Genomic DNA, 3,376 nt, shown 5'->3' with positions numbered 1-3,376 from the left:
ACACCTGTTATGCCGACGTTGTGATTATGCCGATGTTGGTCTGCGATCCCTGGTTCCAGGCGGTGGAAGGGACAAAAAGGTCGGCATAATCACAGCGCCACGAGGAAGGCCAGGACGGTGTCTGTGGGCTGGTAGCGCCCCGTAGCCGTGATGCCGAGTGGGGTGACTTTCGCGATTGCGGCCTCCTTCAAGGTCATGTCGGCGTGGAGGTAAATGTTCGTCGTGGCGATCTGCTCGTGGCCGAGCCATAGGGCGATGACGGTTGTATCGACGCCGGCATGCAGCAGCCGCATCGCAGCGGTGTGGCGAAGGGTATGCATGGTCACGTGTCTTCCGACCAGCGACGGGCAGGACGACGCGGCCGTGGTGATGGTGCGGTGGATGCGGTGCTCGATCGCGTCCCGGCTGAGACGCCGGCCAGTGCTGGTGGTGAACAGCGCGGCATCGGCGGGGCCCCTGTGTTCGGAGATCCACCCGTTCAGAATCGCGACGGTGGCTGGCAGCAGCGGGGTGCGGCGTTCTTTGCGGCCCTTGCCGAGGCAGTGGACGTGCGCCCCGACACCGGTGTGGACGTCACCGAGGGTGAGCTCGATGATCTCGCTGATGCGCAACCCTGTCTGGATTGCCAAAGTGAACATCGCATGGTCGCGGCGGCCGGTGCGGGTGTCCTGGTCGCAAGCTCCCAGGAGTGCGTCGGCTTCGCTGGGGTCAAGCCAGGTGACGATGTTGCGGTGCATTCTCGCCGCCGGGATCGCCAGGACGCGTTGGATCACTTCGGCATGCTCGTGGTGGCGCAACGCGGCGTAACCGAACAAGGAGTGAATCGCGGCCAGGCGGGCATTGCGGGTGCGGGCACTGTTGCCCCGGATTTCTTCCAGATAGTGGAGGAACCCGGTGATGGCGTCGACATCAAGATCGCTGATCTCAATGGCAGAGGGTTTCTTGCCAGTCTGAGCACAGACATGGCCAAGGAGCAACGTGAACGTGTCACGGTAGGAAGCGATCGTGTTGGCGCTGGCCTGGCGCTGGGTGACCAGCCGGTCGGTGAAGAACGCCTGCAGCAGCGGAGCGAGAGAGGTCATGACCCCACCTGCTCCCCGGTGTTCGCAGCATCAAGGCGTGCGGCAGCGTGAGCGAGCAGTTCGGGAACGGCGCTCAGATACCAGTAGGTATTCGCCGGATCGGAATGGCCTAGATAGATCGACAGGGCAGGCATCTTCGCGGCGACATCGGCGCCGTCGCGATACCAGCCCAGCAGTGTGTTCACTGCGAACGTGTGCCGCAGGTCGTGCATCCGAGGCTGCCGCGACGCAGTGCGCAATCCTGCGGCAGTAGAAGCGTGCACCCAGTTATCGCGAACGGCCGCGTATTTCAACCGTTCGCCGTCTGCATCGGTGAAGAACGCCGCCCTGCGATCGTGGTGCTGGTCCTCGCCCCAGCGCGTATAGCGTTCGAGAGCGGCAGTGGCGCTCGGGTGCAGCGGGACCAGCCGTGGGTCGCGGCCCTTGCCTCGACTGATCAGCAACACTCCGGCATCCAAATCTGCGGTGTCCCAGTCCAGTGCGAGGGCCTCACCGACCCGTAATCCCGTGGCCGCCAGCAGCGCGAACAACACCGGATAAGTCCCGCCCCGGTTCCCGCCCTCCAAGGCGGCGGCGGCGCGGATCACCGCCGTGATTTCAGCGGATGTATAAATGTAGGGAGCCTGACGATGCGTGGGGCCGGCGAAGACCCCGGGTGGCGGAACCTCGTGGATCGGGTTCAGCGCGTGCATGTAGACGGCGAGCCCGCGGACGGCGGTCATCCGCCTCGACGCACGCGTCAGCGGCCTGGTCATCACGCCCTCCGGGAGAGAGCTGCACCAGTTAATGGCCTCGGTGATGGTGATTATCTCGATGCCCGCGGCCGTGAGGTATGTGGCGAACTGGCGCAGCAGGTGTTCAGGCCACGCCAGGCGTGCGCCGAGCTGACGGCGCAAACGCAGATAATCGGTGACGTTCTCGTCCCACGTCACGACAGTTCACCCCCGGCCGGCCAAGGCCGGGCCAGCTGTCGTAACCGGACCACGTCCACCCGAGCATAGTTCGCCGTCGTCGCGGGATCGTCGTGGCGGAGTACTTGCCCGATCGCGGCCAACGGCACTTCGGCGGCAACCATCGCCTCGGCCAAACTGTGGCGCAGCTGGTGAGGCCCGAATTTCTCCAAATGCGCGCGGGTGCAGGCACGGGTCACGATCCCCCAAACCCCCGGGGAGCTCAGCGGTCGTCGCGGAGCACGGACGGTGCAGAACACTTCCCGCAGGTCCGCATCGGCCGGTCGGGCATGCATCAGATAGTCCACCACAGCGGCGCCGACCTCGGCCGGCAGCGGAAGGCACTCGTGTTTCGCGCCCTTGCCACGGATGAGGACCTCCCCGTGACGCCAGCGAATATCTTCCAACTGCATTCCGGCGACTTCCCCGGCGCGCAGGCCGAGCCGGACCAGCAGGAGGATTACCGCATATTCGCGCCGCCCCACCGCTGTGCTCCGGTCACAACCCTGCAGGAGAGTGCCGATCTGTTCCGCGCTGGCGCCCAGCGGAAGAAGGGAAGGCAACGGCTCTCGAATCACCATCGTCGCACCGGTCAGATCACGGTTGAGCTCGCCGCTGATGAAACAGAACCGCAGAAAGGCCCGCAGTGCATAGCCGAACTTCTTCACCGACGCCGGCGCCCGTCCCACTCCCTCATCCAGCAACGCGCGGGTGACGTCGGCGCCGCTCAATTTAGCAAAACCCTCAGACGGACAATGCGTCTCCAGGAACCGCCGGACCCGCACCACATAAGCTGACGTGGTGCGGGTCCCGATACGACGCTCCGTCAGAAGGTAGCGCTCGAACCGGACCAGCACCGCCGGATCCTCCGCCGCACGGGGCGGGCCCGCAGCCTCCGCAGTGATCACCCCTGACTCCGCCAGCCAGCCCAGCAACGGGCACAGCGCCTTACGGGTGAACAACGCAGTACGTGTGGCTTTGCGTTCAACGAGGAATGCACCGATCTGCAACACCGTCAGATCGCCAAGGCGCATGCCTTCGGCCTCGAGCCAGCTACTCAGATGTGCCAGCAGATAGAACTGATTCACAATCGATGCCGGGGCGAATCCCAGACGCAATAGTTCGGCCTCAAATCCCTCAGCATGTTTCTGCAGCGGACCATGGACCTGGATCCGGCACGCTTGCCTCGTTGCTGTCATTGTGTGCTCCTCGTCTGCTCAATAGTTGAGAAGACAAGCCGATCACCACAGCGTGATTATGCCGACCTTTTTGTCCCTTCCACCACCTGGAACCAGGGATCGCAGACCAACATCGGCATAATCACAACGTCGGCATAACAGGTGT

At 64.1% G+C, this 3,376-nt stretch carries 3 protein-coding genes; all 3 read right to left on the bottom strand.

What is annotated here, in order from left to right:
- Positions 1 to 89: 89 nt before the first annotated feature.
- The 3 genes from OS914_RS17865 to OS914_RS17855 are packed head-to-tail and all read right to left on the bottom strand — an operon-like array spanning position 90 to position 3,231.
- Entirely contained in the window at positions 90 to 1,082 is a 993-nt protein-coding gene (locus tag OS914_RS17865; RefSeq protein ID WP_267547404.1) for a tyrosine-type recombinase/integrase, read from the bottom strand.
- On the bottom strand, positions 1,079 to 2,014 hold the full coding sequence (locus tag OS914_RS17860; protein WP_267547403.1) for a tyrosine-type recombinase/integrase: 936 nt from the start codon (positions 2,012 to 2,014) through the stop codon (positions 1,079 to 1,081). Before OS914_RS17860 ends, OS914_RS17865 begins: the two co-directional genes overlap by 4 nt.
- A complete protein-coding gene (locus OS914_RS17855) occupies positions 2,011 to 3,231 on the bottom strand; it encodes a tyrosine-type recombinase/integrase (protein ID WP_267547402.1) in 1,221 nt (406 codons plus the stop codon). Before OS914_RS17855 ends, OS914_RS17860 begins: the two co-directional genes overlap by 4 nt.
- Between the last annotated feature and the right edge of the window lie 145 nt (positions 3,232 to 3,376).

Source organism: Arthrobacter endolithicus (assembly GCF_026627425.1).
Classification (GTDB): domain Bacteria; phylum Actinomycetota; class Actinomycetes; order Actinomycetales; family Micrococcaceae; genus Arthrobacter_M.
The sequence above is the reverse complement of the archived record's forward strand: the minus strand, read 5'-3'. Positions and strand labels throughout refer to the sequence as shown.

Coding starts and splice junctions, on each gene's coding strand:
- OS914_RS17865 (WP_267547404.1), bottom strand. CDS start 1,082: ATGACCTCTCTCGCTCCGCTGCTGCAGGCGTTCTTCACCGACCGGCTG.
- OS914_RS17855 (WP_267547402.1), bottom strand. CDS start 3,231: ATGACAGCAACGAGGCAAGCGTGCCGGATCCAGGTCCATGGTCCGCTG.